The sequence below is a fragment of the Catellatospora sp. NPDC049609 genome (genome assembly GCF_040675365.1).
In the GTDB taxonomy this organism is placed as follows: domain Bacteria; phylum Actinomycetota; class Actinomycetes; order Mycobacteriales; family Micromonosporaceae; genus Catellatospora.
Map to the genome: position 1 here is coordinate 1 of NZ_JBFAOU010000182.1, position 15,479 is coordinate 15,479.

At 72.4% G+C, this 15,479-nt stretch carries 10 protein-coding genes; 1 reads left to right on the plus strand and 9 read right to left on the minus strand.

Annotation, left to right across the window (positions count from 1 at the left end):
• Nucleotides 1-137 precede the first annotated feature (137 nt).
• From AB0J67_RS33000 to AB0J67_RS33040, 9 genes are all read right to left on the minus strand, one after another.
• Nucleotides 138-3,413 (minus strand): discoidin domain-containing protein, encoded by a 3,276-nt coding sequence (locus AB0J67_RS33000; protein ID WP_363488261.1) that lies wholly within the window; start codon nucleotides 3,411-3,413, stop codon nucleotides 138-140.
• Nucleotides 3,414-3,741: 328 nt separating this feature from the next.
• Nucleotides 3,742-6,876 carry a carbohydrate-binding protein gene (locus AB0J67_RS33005; protein ID WP_363488263.1) on the minus strand — a complete coding sequence of 1,045 codons (3,135 nt, stop codon included), beginning with the start codon at nucleotides 6,874-6,876 and terminating at the stop codon, nucleotides 3,742-3,744.
• A gap of 157 nt (nucleotides 6,877-7,033) precedes the next feature.
• The gene (locus AB0J67_RS33010) at nucleotides 7,034-8,116 is read right to left on the minus strand and encodes a polyprenyl synthetase family protein (RefSeq protein WP_363488265.1); all 1,083 of its coding nucleotides are present in this window, start codon (nucleotides 8,114-8,116) and stop codon (nucleotides 7,034-7,036) included.
• Entirely contained in the window at nucleotides 8,113-9,492 is a 1,380-nt protein-coding gene (locus AB0J67_RS33015) for a nucleotide pyrophosphatase/phosphodiesterase family protein (protein ID WP_363488267.1), read from the minus strand. The genes AB0J67_RS33010 and AB0J67_RS33015 overlap by 4 nt, the downstream gene beginning before the upstream one ends.
• On the minus strand, nucleotides 9,492-10,610 hold the full coding sequence (gene eboE, locus AB0J67_RS33020; RefSeq protein WP_363488269.1) for a metabolite traffic protein EboE: 1,119 nt from the start codon (nucleotides 10,608-10,610) through the stop codon (nucleotides 9,492-9,494). The genes AB0J67_RS33015 and eboE overlap by 1 nt, the downstream gene beginning before the upstream one ends.
• Nucleotides 10,610-11,461: a TatD family hydrolase gene (locus AB0J67_RS33025; RefSeq protein ID WP_363488271.1), complete on the minus strand. Its 852-nt coding sequence runs from the start codon at nucleotides 11,459-11,461 to the stop codon at nucleotides 10,610-10,612. Before AB0J67_RS33025 ends, eboE begins: the two co-directional genes overlap by 1 nt.
• A complete protein-coding gene (locus tag AB0J67_RS33030) occupies nucleotides 11,461-12,765 on the minus strand; it encodes a TIM barrel protein (RefSeq protein WP_363488273.1) in 1,305 nt (434 codons plus the stop codon). Before AB0J67_RS33030 ends, AB0J67_RS33025 begins: the two co-directional genes overlap by 1 nt.
• On the minus strand, nucleotides 12,762-13,604 hold the full coding sequence (locus AB0J67_RS33035; RefSeq protein ID WP_363488275.1) for an SCO3242 family prenyltransferase: 843 nt from the start codon (nucleotides 13,602-13,604) through the stop codon (nucleotides 12,762-12,764). Before AB0J67_RS33035 ends, AB0J67_RS33030 begins: the two co-directional genes overlap by 4 nt.
• Nucleotides 13,601-14,791, minus strand: a complete 1,191-nt coding sequence (locus AB0J67_RS33040; RefSeq protein ID WP_363488277.1) for an inositol-3-phosphate synthase — start codon at nucleotides 14,789-14,791, stop codon at nucleotides 13,601-13,603. Before AB0J67_RS33040 ends, AB0J67_RS33035 begins: the two co-directional genes overlap by 4 nt.
• A gap of 398 nt (nucleotides 14,792-15,189) precedes the next feature.
• Between AB0J67_RS33040 and AB0J67_RS33045 the strand changes: the two genes are divergently transcribed.
• Nucleotides 15,190-15,479, plus strand: a 290-nt coding sequence (locus tag AB0J67_RS33045) for a ThuA domain-containing protein (RefSeq protein WP_363488279.1), incomplete at its 3' end; no start/stop codon positions are given.

Below are 15,479 nucleotides of genomic sequence, written 5' to 3' on the forward strand. Positions count from 1 at the left end.
CACGCCGCTCTTCCCATCTGGGACAGAAACCTTCTGCGCATCGGTGCTCCTTGGATCGGGTGTGCCGGGTCGGGGTGTGCCGATCGGCGGGGGGGGGGGGGGGGGGCGGGGGCTTCCGGGCCGCCTCCCCGCTGCGGTCAGGACCCGTAGACGTCGAACTCCCACAGCGAGTAGCCCCACTGGGTGGCCCGCGCCGTGCCGTTGATCCGCACGTACCGGCCGGAGCCGGACACCGTGAGGTCGTCGACGCTGCCGTTGCCGGTGGTGGTGGACGAGATCGTGGTCCAGCTGCTGTTGTCGTTGGAGACCTGAACCTGGTAGGCGCTGGCGTACGCGGTCTCCCAGTTCAGGACCACCCGGCTGACGTTGCGCGTCGCGCCGAGGTCGACCGTGATCCACTGCGGGTCGGCGTAGAGGCTGCTCCACCGGGTGGTGGTGCTGCCGTCGACCGCGTTGGCCGCGACGTTCGCCCCCGCCTCGGTGCTGGACACGGTGACCGGGCGGTTGCGCGACAGCAGCGTCGCGCCGCTGACCGGGGAGCCGTAGACGTTCAGGTCCCAGATCGAGTAGCCGTACTGGGTCAGGCCGCGCTGGGTGCCGTAGACGCGCACGTAGCGGCCGGTGCCGGTGACGGTGAGGTCGTCGACGCCGCCGTCGCCGGTGGCAGTGGAGAAGATCGACGTCCAGGTGCTGTTGTCGTTGGAGACCTCGACCCGGTACGCGCGCCCGAAGGCGGCCTCCCAGTTGATGCGGACGCGGTTGAGCGCGTACTGCGCGCCGAGGTCCACGCTGATCCACTGCGGGTCGGCGTAGAGGCTGCTCCAGCGGGTCGCCGCATTGCCGTCGACCACGTTGGCCGCGACGTTGGCCCCGGCCTCGGTGCTGGACGCGGTCACCGGGCGGCCCTGCGCCCGGTCCTGGCCGCCGCCCGGCGGGGTGGTGCCCACGCCGCTGCCCACGAACGTGTAGCTGTCCACGTCGTAGAGCGCGCCGGTGCCGGAGCCGGTGAACACCAGGTAGAGGTCGTGCGTGCCGTCGTCGGGCTTGGTGACGGGCGCGGTGAGCTCGGTGTAGTTGTCCCAGCCGCCGGTGCTCGGCACCGTGATCCGGGCGACCTCCGGGCCGGTGGTCGAGTCGTACCGGAACGACAGCACGCCGCCCGCGTTGGCCGACGACACGCGCGCCTTGACGCTGGTGATGCCCTTCAGGCTGACCGCGTGGTGGCGGACGGACTCGCCGTTCTGGATGTCGCCGAGGCGCTTGCCGCCCTCGGCCGCGGCCTGGTCGACCACCTTCGGCCCGTTGAGGGTCACGTAGTGCTCGGCCTGCCACTGCTTGGGCCACAGGGTGAGCTGCTGCTCGCCGGTCAGCGGCACGGTGCCGGTCGCGCCGCGGTCGGTGTAGCTGCCGCGGACCACGAAGAACTGCACCGCGTCGAGCCCGGCGTGGATCGGGCCGGTGTTGAAGGTGAACCCGCAGCCGGTGCCCTGGCCCTCCTCGTGCGCGTGCTCCTGGTGGCCGAGCGCCACCCGGACCACCACGTTGCCGCAGGCGATGGCGCCGTCCTGGGCGTCGGTGGCGGCGGCGGTCGCGGTGACGTCGTCGCCCCACCCGTAGATGCCGCCGTTGGGGATGGACCCGACCGTGGTGACCGGCCGGTTGTTGCCGACCACGATGGGGATGACGGTGCTGCCGGAGCGGCCGGTGCCGTCGTTGACGGTCAGCCGGGCGCGCTTGTCGCCGACGGTGGTGTAGGTGTACGACGGGTTGGCCGCGGTCGAGTCGGTGGTGCCGTTGCTGTCGAAGTCCCAGGCGTAGGTCAGCGGGTCGCCGTCGGGGTCGCTGCTGCCCGCGCTGGAGAAGGCCACCGCGAGCGGGGCGAGCCCGTTGTCCCGGTTGGCCGTGGCCACGGCGGTCGGCGAGCGCCCGCCCGCCACGTAGTTGATTTTGTACAGGCCCGCGGCGGCGTCGCCGGAGAAGTACCCGTTGCCGTATTCGAGCAGGTAGAGCGACCCGTCCGGGCCGAACTCCATGTCGATCGGGTGGACCAGCTGCATCCCGGCGACGACCGGCTCGATGACCGTCGGGTTGCCGGTGGCCGCGTTGCCGTTGCCGAACTGCACCTCCTTGATCCAGTTACGGCAGTACTCGGTGATGATCAGCTTGTTGTCGTAGTACTGCGGCCACTTCACGTCCGAGACCAGGTTCGGGTTGTAGTGGTAGACCTCGGCGTGGTTGGGCGAGCCGCAGCCGCCGGGGTTGTCCAGCGCGGGCCAGTCGACGCTGCCGCCGTGCTGCTCCCACACCAGCGCGCCCTTGGTCGCCGGGAGCTGCTGCAGGCCGGTGTTGCGCGGGGAGTTGTTGACCGGGCCGGTGCTGCCGCCGCAGGGGAACCAGCCGCGCGGGGCGTTGGCGGCGAAGTCCCAGTCGTTGTAGGCGACGTTCGGGCCGCCGCAGTAGGGCCAGCCGTAGTTGCCGGGGCCGGAGGCGCGGTTGTACTCGTCGTAGGCGGCCGGGCCCCGGTTGGGGATGGTGGCGCCGGCGTCCGGGCCGACCTCGCCCCAGTAGAGGGTGTTGTTCGCCTGCTTGTCGACCCAGATCCGGTACGGGTTGCGTACCCCCATGATGTAGATCTCGGGGCGGGTGCCCGCGGTGCCCTGGGCGAACAGGTTGCCCGACGGGATGGTGTAGGTCCCGTTGCTCTCCGGGTGGATCCGGTTGATCTTGCCGCGCAGGTCGTTGGTGTTGCCCGAGGTGCGCTGCGCGTCGTACTGCGCGTCGCGGCTGGTGCGCTCGTCGATCGGGGCCATGCCCGCCGAGTCGCCGCCGGAGTTGGTGTTGTCGCCCACCGCGAAGTAGAGGTTGCCGTTGCTGTCCCAGCTCATCGAGCCCGCGGAGTGGCAGCACAGCCGCCGCTCGGTGGGCCACTCGATGAGCTTGGTCTCGCTGGCCGCGTCCAGCACCAGCGTGCTCGCGTTGAAGGTGAACCGGCTGATCCGGTTGACCAGCGGCGTGGCCACCGGCGAGTAGAACAGGTACACCCAGCGGTTGCTCGCGAACTGCGGGTGCAGCGTGATGCCGATCAGGCCGTCCTCGAACCGGGCGTCGAGCTGCAGCGTCAGCGCCACGGTGGTCTGCCCGGTGGCCGGGTTGTACAGGCGCACCTGGCCGCCGCCGGAGCTGGTGCCCCGGTTGATGTAGAGGACCTTGCCGTCGGGCAGCACGGACAGCTCGATCGGCTCGCCCATGGACAGCCCGCCGTCCAGCTTCACCTTCTCGAAGCTGCTGGTCGGGGGCGGTGCGGCGGCCGCCGGAGCGGGGCTCGCGGTGACGCCGACGGCGGTCGCCGTCAAGCTGGCCAGCAGCAGCATGGCCAGGCCCGCCGCGAGGCGGGATCGGGTACTTCGTGGCATGGGACGCTCCGGTCGGTGGGGGTCGGCGGGGATCGGGCGGGCGACCTCGGTGGTGCGCACGGCCCATCGGCCGACCTGCCACCGCGGGCGCGGCGCAGGACGTGGTGCTTCGGCGACGGGTGCGGCCATGACGCGTTCCCTCGGGGTCGGGGACCCGGACGGTGCCCCGGCGCGCCGCCCGGGGAGGCGGTGCGCGGGTGCCGGCCGGGTCACCGGGCCGCCGCGGTGGTGCCGCGGATGCCCGGACGGTCGGTCCGGAGCCGAGTCGCCGAATGCCCGGCTCCGAAGTGGCTGGTGGGGGACCGGGCGGACCCGGCCCCCGCGGGGGTCAGAGCGTGATCATTTCGAACTTCTCCCACGGCCCGACGGCCGTGCGGTTGGCGATGAGCGCGGCCGCGCCGCCGTTCTCGGCCACCACGTACAGGTTGTTGACCGTGGCGCGCAGGCTCACCGTGTTGTCGGAGTTGCGGACCAGCGCGAACGTCTCCCAGGCCCCGGCCGAGGCCCGGTTGGCCAGCAGCGGGTTGGCGCCCGCGTTCTCGGCGCAGACGAACTGGCCGTTGCTGCGGGCGCGCAGCGCGATGTTGCCGCCGCCCCGGTCGACCACCTCGAACTGCTGGGCGGTGCCGACCGTGGTGGCGTTGGCGATCAGCGCCGTGGTGGCGTTGGCCGCCGTGACGTACTGGCCGTTGGCCTGGGCGCGCAGGGTCACGTAACCGGTGGGCTGCGGGGTGCCACCGGTGGTGACGCGCAGCGCGTCCACGATCGCCACGGCCGTGGCCTTGTTGACGATGCGGATGGTGTGCTGCCCGTTGCTCAGGCCCGTCTTGGACCAGACCACGACCTGCGCCTGGCGGGCGCCGGAGACGTACAGGTTGACGTTGGCCTGGAACACCCCGTCGAGGTATACGTCGACGTTGCCCATGTCGCCGTTGCGCTCGGACAGGTACTCGATGCCGGTGCCGGTGAAGGTGTAGCCGGCCGCGGCGTTGACGGTGTTGGTGTGGTGGGTGTCGTCGTTGTAGTCGCCGTAGCCCCGGGCGGTGGTGTGGTACCAGCCCGCGTCGTAGGTCAGGTCGGTGTCGTTGACCAGCCCGCCTCCGCCGCCGGTGCCCAGGCCCAGCGTCGAGGCGGTGTTGCGCAGCGACTTGGCGTGGTTGTTCTGCGTGCCGGTCAGCGTGGTCGCCGCGTAGTTGCCCAGCGGCTTGGCGGTGCGCTCGACCACGTACACCGTGTTCGCGGCGGTGGCGAAGCTGATCTCCGCCGCGCTGGACGTGGTGATGATCGCGTTGTCGCTCGTGCGGCGCACCCGGACCTGCTGGGTGCCCCATGGGTTGACCACCGTGGCGTTCTTGCCGAACTGGCTGCGCAGCCCGACGTACTTGATCTCGCCGGCCTCGCGCTCCGAGCTGACCAGGAAGCCGTCCTTGGCCAGCAGGGTGAACCTGCCGACGAACGACGAGTCGGACGGCACCGCCGGGAACACCCTGATCCTGTCGTTGTAGCTCTGCAGCAGCGACTCGTTCATGGCGACCAGGTGGATGCCGAGGTACTCGAACACCCCGTTGGTGTTGTTGGTCATGCCGTTGGGGTAGTTCTGGTAGCGCTGCAGCATCAGCTTCATGCCGTTGAACGCCTGGTCGCCCAGGCCCAGCCGGGCCGCCTGCGCGTGGTCGTTGGCCCACACGTTGGCGTACGGGTTCGGCCGCACGTTCCAGGTGTTCAGCGCGGTGTTGTAGTCGGGGTGGCCGATGCCGGTGCGGTCGTAGGGCCAGATCAGCTCGGCCGACACGTTCTCACCGTTGCGCACCGGCGACGACGGCGGGTCGTGCGGCAGCCAGGCGTTGTTGCTGACCTGGTACGGCCACAGGTTGTCGACCAGGTTCTGCCAGCCCGCGCGCAGCCCGCTGTCGAGGCCGAGCTGTGTGCTGACCTGGATGGTCAGCGGCGCGAGCAGCCGCACGGCGGCCAGGTCGGTGATCGCGTTGCGCACGTCCCAGTAGGTCTCGTGCGCGTTGCTGTTGACCATCTGGTACTTGCCGTTGATCAGCTGGAACCGGTTCTGGTAGAACCGCAGCGCGTCCTTCAGGTACGGGTACACCGTGTTCTGCAGGTACGCGGTGTCGTTGGTGTACCGGTACTGCAGGTACATGTTGTACGCGGCCTCGGTGCCGGTGGAGTAGATGTCGTTGACGTAGTCGCTGTTGATGGTGCCGCGGGCGTTGCCGTCCCAGCCCATGGTCTCCGGCACCCACAGCGAGTCGGTGCCGTACCTGGTCTGCGTGTACGCCTTCAGCGCCGCGTAGTTGCGGCTGTAGAGCCGGTTGAACACGGCCATCATGTCGGCGTGGTTGGAGGCCAGGAACGAGTTGTAGACGTCGCGCTGGTTCCAGTACCAGTACCCGTTGCTCCACTTGGTCTGGTCGCCGGTCGCCCGGAACACGCCGTTGATGAAGTGCACCGGGTAGTTGCCGAACCCGCCCGCCGCGATCATGTACGTGGACAGGTAGTACACGTTCTCCAGGTAGTCGGCCTCGCCGCCTGCGTTCGAGTACTGCACGAACGACCTGCCCCAGAAGCTGTGCCACCAGTTCCTGTAGTTGGTGAACGTGGTGTGGTACCCCGTGGACTTGGCCGAGGCGAGCTGGTTCTTCGCCTGGGCCACCGAGTCGAGGTTCGGGGAGTTGATCCGGCTGGCCGCGGTGAACCAGATGGTGTAGCTCGACGTCGGGGTGATCGACAGCCGCACCCGGGTGCCGTTGACCACCGACGCGGTGTAGGACGCGCCCTCGACGGTGGCGGCGAAGGTGTAGCCGAAGTTGTTCGGGTCGGCCTGGCCGCGGCTGAACCACGCCGCTGAGGAGTCGCTGCCGGTGGACACGGTGCGCCAGGTGGTCAGGTTGGGCACGTCGGCGCTGTTGGAGACCGAGTTCGGGTCCCACAGGCTCAGCTCCAGGGTCGCGGCCGACACCCCGCCGCGGGTGTCGTCGACGCGGATGCCCATCACCTCGGAGCCGGACGAGCCCATCATGGTGACAGTGCGGTTGCCGTCGTACTTCGTGGTCAGCGTGCCGTCGTAGAGCGACAGCCGCTGCTGGTAGGTGGTGTAGCCCGAGTCAAGGGACGGGCTGGTGTTGAAGTTGAGCATGCCGGCGGCGAACGCCGACTGCTGCGACAGGTCCACGCCGGACACCTGGGCGGTGAGGCCGTTGTTGGACCAGACCATGGCGCCGGTCCTGCCGTTGCCCACGGTCAGGCCGTGCAGCGGGTTGGTGTTGGGGCGGTTGTAGACGATGTCGTTCTTGGACAGGTAACCGGCGTAGTTGACGTTGAGCGCGCCGGTGGAGCTGTTGAACGCGGCGTCGGTCGGCGACGCCAGGGCGGGAGCGGTGGGGACGGCCGCACCCAGGCCCGCGGCGACGAGCGCCGCCAGGGCGAGGCGTACCGACTTGCTGAGGTTCATGGGGGTATGACCTCCGCGAGATGGGGGCAGAGTTTCCGGCCTGTTACCGGACCGTGTATGAAATATCCTATAGGATAGATGAAGATCGTCAGAAAGACATGTCGCTGTATATATGGAAATTGGTGGGCTCAGTGGATATCTGAGCGATCGTGTTCGCCTACGACGACCTGTCCGCCACGAACTCCGCCAGCCCCGCCAGCGCCCGGCGGGAGTCCCCGGCCAGATCCAGGAAGTCCAGCGCGCGCAGGGCCTCCGCCCGCGCCGCCGCGATCCGCTCCTCCACCGCCGCCAGGGCGCCGCACGCGCCCACCACCTCCCGCACCCGGTCGGCCCCCGCCTCGTCCAGGTGCGGATCCCCCACGAGTGCCGACAGCACCGCACGCGATCGCACATCGGCGCGCGCGTACGCCTCCGCGAGCAGTGGCGTCGGCTTGCCCTGGCGCAGGTCGTCCAGGGTGGACTTGCCGGTGCGCGCCGGGTCCCCGAACACCCCCAGGATGTCGTCGCGCAGCTGGAACGCCTCCCCCAGCGGCTCGCCATACGCCGCGAGCCCGTCGAGCACCCGCTCCGGCGCACCGGCGAGGATCGCGCCGATCTGCAGCGGCCGCACCACCGAGTACCGCCCGGTCTTGAGCTGCACCACCCGCGCCGCGCGGGCCGGGGCGGCCGGCCCGAAGTCGGCCATCGCCTGCGCCACGACCTCCAGGTACTCCCCCGCCACCGCCTCGGTGCGCATCACCGCGAACATGCGCCGCGCCCGCGCCAGCCGCGCCGGCTCGGCCGGGCACCCGGCCAGCAGCTCCTCGGCCCACATCGCGCACAGGTCACCGCAGAGCAGCGCGGTGTTGCGGCCGAACGCGCGCGAGTCGCCGCGCCAGCCCTGCCCGGCGTGCGCGGTGGCGAACTCCTCGTGCAGCGACGGGGCGCCCCGGCGGCGGCTGCCCGCGTCGATGATGTCGTCGTGGATCAGCGCGAAGCAGTGGAACAGCTCCAGCGCCGCGCCCGCGGTCACCGCCCGCTGGTCGTCGGCCAGCTCGGCGGGGTCGGCGGTGCCACGCCAAGCCCAGTAGCAGAACGCCGGGCGCAGCCGCTTGCCGCCGCTGAGGATGAACCGGCGCAGGCTGTCCAGCATCGGCCGCAGCTCCGGGTCCGGCCACAGCAGCCGCTGCCCGTCCACGAACCCGGCCAGCTCCGCGTCGATCCGCGCCGCCAGCGGCGTCGGCGCGGGCGCGAGCGTCATGGCGTGGCCCCGGCCAGGCGCAGCAGCAGTGCTTTGACGTCGGTCGCGGCGATCCGGTCGGTCGCCGGGCCGGGGTCGGAGCACAGCAGCACGGGCGCGTCGTCGGGGCCGGGTGGGAGCAGGCCGTGCGAGCCGCGGACGGCGGCGGCGCCCGCGTCGAGGCCGATGACGTTCATGCGGTAGCGCAGGCCGAGCTTCTTGCGGACCAGGGCCTTGGCGGCGCGGGCCTTGGCGGCGCCGGGGCCGGCCGGGTCGAAGAAGAGTTCGGCCGGGTCGTAGCCGGGCTTGCGGTGGATCTCGACGTGGGTGGCGAAGTCGGGCGCGCGGGCGTCGTCGAGCCAGTAGTAGTAGGTGAACCACGCGTCCGGCTCGGACAGCAGCACCAGCTCGCCGCTGCGCGCGTGGTGCAGGCCGTGCCCGGCCTTGCCGGACTCGTCGAGCACCTGCCCGACGCCGGGCAGCTCGGCGCAGATCTTGGCGACGGCGGCGAGGTCGGCGGGGTCACGGACGTACACGTGCGCGACCTGGTGGTCGGCGACGGCGAAGGCACGGGAGGTCCACGGGTCGAGGTACTCCATGCCGTCCTGGGTGTGCACGTGCAGCAGCCCGGCGGCGCGCAGCGCCCGGTTGACGTGCACGGGCCGCGACACCTCGGTGATGCCGTACTCCGACAGCGCGACCAGGGTCGCCCCGCGCGCGGCGGCCGCGTCGAGCAGGGGCGCCAGGGCCTCGTCCAGCTCGGCGGCGGCCGCGGCGGCGCGCGGGTCGGCCGGGCCGAAGCGCTGCAGGTCGTAGTCGAGGTGCGGCACGTACACCAGGGTCAGGTCGGGGTCGCGGGTGGCCATGACGTGCACGGCGGCCTGGGCGATCCAGGCCGAGGAGGCGATGCCCGCGCCGGGGCCCCAGTAGGTGAACAGCGGGAACTCGGGCAGCTCGTCGTGCAGGTCGGCCGGGAACGTGTAGCAGTCGGGGTCCTTGCGGCCGTCCGCGCGGTAGATCGGCCGCGGCGTGATGGTCCAGTCGACGTCCGCGCCCATGGCGTACCACCAGCAGATGTTGGCCACGGTGTAGCCGGGGCGGTCCCTGCGGATGGCGTCCCAGACCCGCTCGCCCTCGATCAGCGCGTGGTGCTGGCGCCACAGCAGGACCTCGCCGAGGTCGCGGAAGTACCAGCCGTTGCCGACGATCCCGTGCTCGGCCGGGGCCGTGCCGGTCAGGAAGGTCGCCTGCACCGAGCAGGTGACCGCCGGGACGACCGGGTCGAGCCGGGCGGTGAACCCGCTCTCGGCCGCGGCCCGCAGCCGGGGCATGTGCGCCAGCAGCCGGGGCGTCAGGCCGACCACGTCCAGCACCACCAGGGGATGCACCCGGTCCATCACTGCACCCCCAGGGCGGCGAACTGGTCGCGGGCGAAGGCCAGCTCGGCGGCGATGCCGTCGGCCAGCCCCGCGTCGTCGGTCGGGCGGGCCGCGGGCGGCAGCACGTCCCAGGTGTACGTCTCGACCTCGAAGTGGTCGCAGTCGGAGTTGGTCAGCAGCGCCGCCAGCCCCTCGCGCAGCACCCCGGAGCTGGTCCGCAGCGGGTCCAGCGCGGCGGCGTGCAGCGGCGCGTGGAAGTGGATGCGCCACGGGCCGGGCGCGTCGGAGGCCAGCGCCTGCGGCAGGTCGTCGAAGCGCTCCCCCGCCGAGCTGCGCGTCTGGTGCAGGAACCGGGGCTCGGCGTACGCCGCCAGCACCTGCCGGGCCGCCTGCGGGTCCTCCACCTCCAGGGCCTGCGACACCTGCACCTTGACCACGGGCACCCCGGCCGACTTCAGCTTCGCGACCGCGTCGGCCGGGTCCTCCCAGCCGCAGGCCAGGTGGGCCAGGTCGACGCAGACGCCGAGGTGCTCGCTGGCCACCGCGGACATCGCCGCCACGGCCTGGTCGGTGGACTCCACCACGCAGCCCGGCTCGGGCTCCAGCGCCACCCGGATCGGGCGCTCGCCGCGGGCCAGCGCGGCCGCCAGCTCGCCGAGCTGCGCGCGGGCCGCGCCGAAGCGCGCCTTGTCCCACGGCTCGCGCCAGGCCAGCGGCAGGGTCGAGATCGAGCCGCGGGCCGCGTCGTCGGGCAGCAGCTCGCCCAGCACCAGCGCGAGGTCGAGGGTGTAGCGCAGCCGCCGGGGATCGGTCCAGTCCGGCAGGTATACCTCGTGCTTGACCACCGGCGCCTGGAAGGCGCGGTACGGGAAGCCGTTGAGCGTCACCGTCTCCAGCCCCCGGACCGACAGCTCGGTGCGCAGCCGGCGGCGCAGCTCCGGCTGCTCGGCCAGGGCGCGGGCGACCGGGGCGGCCAGCCACAGGCCGAGCCCGAGCAGGTCGGCGCCCAGGCGCTCGCGCACCGGCACCGCGAACCTGTCCAGCTGGGACAGCACCCCGTCGAAGTCCTCGGCGGCGTGCACGTTGGTGCAGTAGGCCAGGTGCACGGTGGTGCCGTCGGCGTCACGCAGCCGCATCAGGAACCTCCGCGCAGGATCGAGTTCCCGGCGAAGGTCGCCTCGGCGGCGCTGTCGTCGTCGAGGTCGAGGCGTCCGGACTGGCCGTAGAACTCGACCGGGTTGCGCCACAGCACCCGGTCGACGTCGTCGGCGCTGAACCCGGCGGCCAGCATCGCCTCGCCGGTGCGCAGGGTGAGCAGCGGATCGGACTTGCCCCAGTCGGCGGCGGAGTTGACGAGCACGCGCTCCAGCCCGTACTCGCGCAGGATGGCGACCATCCGCTCGGGCGACATCTTGGTGTCGGGGTAGATGGAGAAGCCCATCCAGCAGCCCGTCCCGGCGACCTCGCCGACCGTCGGCTCGTTGAGGTGGTCCAGCACCACCAGGCCCGGGTCGATGCCGGACTCCTTGACCACGTCGAGGCTGCGCCGGGTGCCGGTGACCTTGTCCCGGTGCGGGGTGTGCACCAGCGCGGGCAGCCCGTGCTCGCGGGCCAGCTGCAGCTGCGCGGCGAAGACCTCGTCCTCCTCCGGCGTCATCGAGTCGTAGCCGGTCTCCCCGACCGCGACCACCCGGTCCTTGGCCAGGTAGCGCGGCAGCAGCGGCAGCACCTCGCGGCAGCGCGGGTCGTTGGCCTCCTTCGGGTTCAGCGCGATGGTGCAGTGGTGGCGGATGCCGTACTGGCTCGCCCGGAAAGGCTCCCAGCCGATCAGCGCGTCGAAGTAGTCGGTGAACGACCCCGGGTTGGTGCGGGGCTGGCCGAGCCAGAAAGCCGGCTCGACCAGCGCTCGCACCCCAGCCGCCGCCATCCGCTCATAGTCGTCGGTGGTGCGCGAGGTCATGTGGATGTGCGGGTCGAAGATGCGCATCAATGCAGCCTCTCCATGAGTTCGACGGCGTCGGCGGGCATGGTGCGGCCGGCGGCGGTGCGCTCGTGGTGCAGCGCGGCGAGCATGCGGCCGAGCTCGGCGTCGGCCCGCTGGTCCAGGCCGGCCACCCCGGACAGCGGCAGGCCCATGAACACGCTCTTGAGCACGCCCTGGCGCCACTCGGCGTCGGGCAGGTCCCGGGCGCCGGGGCCGAGCGCGGCGGCGACCAGCCGGGTGTCGTTGCTGCGCAGCGCGTCGCGGACCAGGTCCGGCGCCGGACAGGCCAGCAGCACGGCCCGCTTCTCGTCGTTGTCGCCGTACCGGTACAGTTCGGCGGCCTCGTCGCGGTCGGGCCCGGCCGCGTGCAGCAGGCGCACCCGGGCGTCCTCGGCGGCGGCCCGGCCGACCCCGCGGCGCGCGGCGGGCAGCAGCGTGGCGATCGCGGCCGGGTCGCTTTCGAGCCGGTCCAGGGCGTCGCCGAGCCACTGCGCGGCGCGCAGGAAGCTCAGCGAGCGCGCGGCGACGTCGGGCGCGGCGTGCGAGTGCCGGGGCAGCTCGACCGCGACCAGCCCGGTGTACCCGGTCTCGGCCAGTGCGCGCAGCACCGGCGGGAAGTCGATCTCGCCCGCGCCGAACTCCAGGTGCTCGTGCACACCCCGGCGCATGTCGTCGATCTGCACGTTCACCAGGTGCGGCCCGGCGAGGCGGACGCAGTCGGCGACGTCGAGGGGCTCGTTGGCGCGGCAGTGGCCGATGTCGAGGGTCAACTTGAGGTGCTCGCCGACCAGCTCGCGCAGCCGCTGCCAGTCCGCGAGCGTCTCGACCAGCATGCCCGGCTCGGGCTCGAAGCCCAGGGCCACGCCGCGTTCGGCCGCGTGGCCGGTGACCTCGGCGCAGCCCTCGGCCAGCAGCTGCCAGGCCACGTCCGGCGACACGTGCGCCGGGCGCACCCCGGCCCAGCAGGACACCGCCTCGGCGCCCAGCTCGGCGGCGATGTCGACCGCCCGCTTGAGGAAGTCCACGCGGCGGTGCGCGTCGTCGTGCAGGAAGGTGGGCGCGTGCTTGCGCCGCGGGTCGAGCAGGTAGCGGGCGCCGGTCTCCACGACCACCGCCAGCTCACGCTCGGCCAGCAGCCGCGCGGTCCGCGCGACCTGGTCCTTGACGTCGGGGGCGTACGGGTCGAGGTGGGCGTGGTCCAGCGTCAGCGCGACGCCGGTGTAGCCGAGCTCGGCGATGACGTCGAGGGCGTCGGCGAGGCGGTGGTTGGCGAACCCGTTGGTGCCGTATCCGAAGCGCAGGGTCATGTGGGGGACACCTTTCTCGCCAGCTTCGCGCCGGCGGGTGCGGCGGTCGCGATCGCCGCGCCGAGCAGCGGCCGGCCGTCGCGGGCGATGAGCGCGCCCTGCAGCGCGGGCAGCGAGGTGATGCCGGCGCCGACCGCGGCGCGCACCCGGGCCGCGTCGGGGTGGCGCAGCACGTCGCGCTGGGCACGGCCGAAGCGCAGCGCGTACCAGGCAGCGAGCAGGACCGGCAGCGGCCCGCCGGTGCGGCCCGCGGCCCGCGTGGCCACGGCGGCGGTCGCGCCCAGGGTCAGCGCGGGCAGCGTCCGGTCGGCGCCGGACACCTCGCGGCGCGACAGCGCGGTCACGGCGTAGGTGTGCGCGGCCACGGCCAGCGCGGGCCGGGCGGCGCGGCGCAGGTCGCCCTCGCTGCCGCCCATGAGCACGTCCAGCCCCCGGCACACCGCCATCCCGGCGGGCCCCGCCGGGCTGTTCTTGAGCTTGATGTCGTACGTCCACACGGCGCCCGCCAGCAGCGCGGCGGTGGCCAGGGTGCGGCGCCCGCCGCTGGCCGCGGCCAGGGCAAGTCCCGCGACGGTGAGGCCGCCCGCGACGGCCAGCGCGGTGTTCGGGCTGATCCGCCCGGACGGGATCGGGCGCTCCGGCCGCTCCTTTGCGTCGAGCTCGCGGTCGGCCCAGTCGTTGGCGGCCATGCCGCCCCAGTAGAGGCAGACCGACGCGGCGGCGACCCCGGCCGTGCGCGCGGACAGGCTGCCCGCCGCGACCGCGCCCGCGACGGCGTCGCCCGGCACCGACAGCGCGGCGGGGGCGCGCACCAGCTGGGCGAGGTCGCGCAGTCTCATCGCGACTCCTCCCCGTCATGGTCCGGTCGGAGGTCGGTGTCCACGTGGTCGGCCGGCACGGGCCAGGCGTGCACCCAGCGGCAGAGCAGCTCCCACTGCTCGGCCAGGCCGTGCGGGACGTCGCCGAGCGGGTCCTTGAAGAAGTACGCCAGCTGCGGCAGCGGCCCGTGCAGGCCCTGCGCGTGGGCGGCGGCGGTGAGCCGGGCCAGGTCGAGCACGAGCGGCGCGGCCAGCGCGGAGTCGCAGCCGTGCCAGGTGAACTCCAGGCGCATCCGGCTGCCCAGGAACCCGCTGAAGGTGATCAGGTCCCAGGCGGTCTTGAGGTCGCCGATGTCCGGCACGTAGTCGATGCGGGTGTGGCCCTCGGGCTCGTAGCCGAGCGTCTCCTTGAGCACCCGCTGCTTGCTGGCGACCTTGGCCGCGTTGGCGTCCGGCTGGGCGAGGGTGGCGCCGTCGCCGCCGCCGAGCAGGTTGGTGCCCGACCAGGAGCGCACCCGCAGGTTGCGCATCGCGAACATGGGCGCGAGCACCGACTTGAGCAGGGTCTCCCCCGTCTTGCCGTCGTGCCCGGCGTACGGCACGCGGTGGTGCGCGGCGAGCTGGTCGAGGGCGGGCAGCCGCGCCCCGGTGGACGGGGTGAAGTCGACGTACCCGCAGCCGGCGGTGAACGCCGCGTACGCGTACCGCGAGCTGGGCGGCAGCACCGGCTCGTGGTGCAGCGCGGCGGCCAGGGCCGCGGCGTCGGCGTGCGCGGGGTGCTCGGTGGCGAGCGGCTCGGTCGAGGACACGTTGACCACGACGACCCGGCCGAGGCCGTGGCGGGCGCGGAAGTCGACCAGGTCGGCGGCGATCCGGGCGACGGTGTCGTGCTGGGTGCGGCCCTCGGGCGCGGCGCGCACCTCCGGCTCGACCGCGGCGAGCTCGTCGGCGACGGCGGCGACCACCGCGGCGGGCAGCACCCCGGCGGCGACGAGGGACTGGGCCTTCTTGACCAGCCCGACGCAGGAGACGTCGTGGCCGCCGAAGACCAGATCGGACAGGGCGGGCAGCGCCGGGTGGCGCAGCGCGGGCAGCTCGGTGACACACCCGACCGGCTCGGCGAGGGAGGCCCGGATCGCCAGCGCACCCACCATGCTGGTCACCGCGACGGAGCCGCGTGCGCCGACGAGCCATATACCAGTACGCACAGGACCTCCTGTAACGCGTTCGTGGCGGCCATATTAAATCCACATCAGCAAAAGTTTCTAGATAGCGATGCATACTTTTTTCTGATCTAGCAAAAGTTCGGCCGCTGTTGACAAATCGGAGGGTCGTCACGGCGGAAGGGGCTTCCCCCGGAACCACCGTTCCTATAGGATTCGATGTCGATAGATATCGGATCCGTGTTCGGCGACCGGCTCCGGTTCGCGGGTGACCACCGCGAACGCCGTCACCGGGCGTGCCCGCGCCCCGGTGGGTGTCCTGTCCGGCCGCCGCCTCGCCCCGTGGCTCCCGCCCGCGCGAACGGCCGTCCGGAAGGCGCCGCCGCGGTGTCCGCCGGTGCCGGCCCGCTCACCGCGCTAACCTCAGGCAAGGAGCGAGCCACATGCGAAAACGCGTACTTTCCCTGGTCGCCGGCCTGGCCACGGTGCTGGCCACGACCCTGTTCGCGCCGGCCCCGGCCTCGGCCGCGCCGCTGACGAAGGTGCTGGTCTTCTCCAAGACGGCCGGCTTCCGCCACTCGTCCATCCCGCACGGCGTAACCGCAATACAGCAACTCGGAGCCGCCAACGGCTTCACCGTCACCGCGACCGAGGACGCCAACCAGTTCACCACCGCCAACCTCGCCCAGTACCAGGCCGTCATCTGGCTGTCCACCACCGGTGACGTGCTCAA

Bases quoted from the DNA above. Each gene is read 5' to 3' on its own strand.
- AB0J67_RS33000 (WP_363488261.1), bottom strand. From the start codon at position 3,413: ATGCCACGAAGTACCCGATCCCGCCTCGCGGCGGGCCTGGCCATGCTG.
- AB0J67_RS33005 (WP_363488263.1), bottom strand. From the start codon at position 6,876: ATGAACCTCAGCAAGTCGGTACGCCTCGCCCTGGCGGCGCTCGTCGCC.
- AB0J67_RS33010 (WP_363488265.1), bottom strand. From the start codon at position 8,116: ATGACGCTCGCGCCCGCGCCGACGCCGCTGGCGGCGCGGATCGACGCG.
- AB0J67_RS33015 (WP_363488267.1), bottom strand. From the start codon at position 9,492: ATGGACCGGGTGCATCCCCTGGTGGTGCTGGACGTGGTCGGCCTGACG.
- eboE (WP_363488269.1), bottom strand. From the start codon at position 10,610: ATGCGGCTGCGTGACGCCGACGGCACCACCGTGCACCTGGCCTACTGC.
- AB0J67_RS33025 (WP_363488271.1), bottom strand. From the start codon at position 11,461: ATGCGCATCTTCGACCCGCACATCCACATGACCTCGCGCACCACCGAC.
- AB0J67_RS33030 (WP_363488273.1), bottom strand. From the start codon at position 12,765: ATGACCCTGCGCTTCGGATACGGCACCAACGGGTTCGCCAACCACCGC.
- AB0J67_RS33035 (WP_363488275.1), bottom strand. From the start codon at position 13,604: ATGAGACTGCGCGACCTCGCCCAGCTGGTGCGCGCCCCCGCCGCGCTG.